This window comes from Streptomyces katrae (assembly GCF_000966975.1).
Taxonomy (GTDB): domain Bacteria; phylum Actinomycetota; class Actinomycetes; order Streptomycetales; family Streptomycetaceae; genus Streptomyces; species Streptomyces katrae.
On record NZ_JZWV01001399.1, the window covers coordinates 1 to 866 of the forward strand.

Genomic DNA, 866 nt, shown 5'->3' on the forward strand with positions numbered 1-866 from the left:
ACACCACTCAGACGGAGCCGTCCGCAACCGACAGCGACAGCGCGAAGCGGCCCTCGGAGTCCGTCCACCACTGGGACAACTCCAGCCCCGCCTCGGCGAGTTCCCTCCGCACCCGCTCCTGACGGAACTTCGCCGAGATCTCCGTGAGGATCTCCTCACCCTCGGCGAACGGCACCACCAGATCCAGCGCCCGGATCTTCACCGTCACCGCCGACCGGGCCCGCAGACGCATCTCGATCCACTCGTGCTCCCGGTTCCACACCGCCACATGGTCGAAATCGGCGGTGTGGAAGTCCGCACCCAGCTCCCGGTCGATCACGGCCAGCACGTTCTTGTCAAACTCCGCCGTCACCCCCTGCGCGTCGTCGTACGCCGCCACCAGCACGGCCTCGTCCTTCACCAGGTCGGTGCCCATCAGCAGCGCGTCCCCGGGCGAGAGCATCGCCCGCACGGACGCCAGGAACACCGCCCGCTCCGCCGGCCGCAGGTTCCCGATCGTGCCGCCCAGGAACACCACCAGCCGCGGCCCGGGGGAGTCGGGCAGGTGCAGCGGCGCCGTGAAGTCCGCCAGCAGCGCGTGCACCTTGAGCCCCGGATGCGCCGCCAGCAGGGACTCCGCCGCCCCGGTCAGCGCGCTCTCGCTCACGTCCACCGGGACGTACGTCTCCAGCGCCGGCAACGCCTCGATCAGGTGCCGGGTCTTCTCCGAGGAGCCGGAACCCAGCTCCACCAGCGTGCGCGCCCCGGTCACCGCCGCGATCTCCCGCGCCCGCCCGAGCAGGATCTCCCGCTCGGCGCGCGTCGGGTAGTACTCCGGCAGCCGGGTGATCTCCTCGAAGAGCTCACTGCCCCGCGCGTCGTAGAAC

General features: G+C 71.0%; 1 protein-coding gene. It reads right to left on the reverse strand.

What is annotated here, in order from left to right; all coding sequences use genetic code 11:
- Positions 1-7: 7 nt before the first annotated feature.
- A partial coding sequence (gene egtD / locus VR44_RS37670; protein WP_045952178.1) for an L-histidine N(alpha)-methyltransferase occupies positions 8-866 on the reverse strand: 859 nt, incomplete at its 5' end.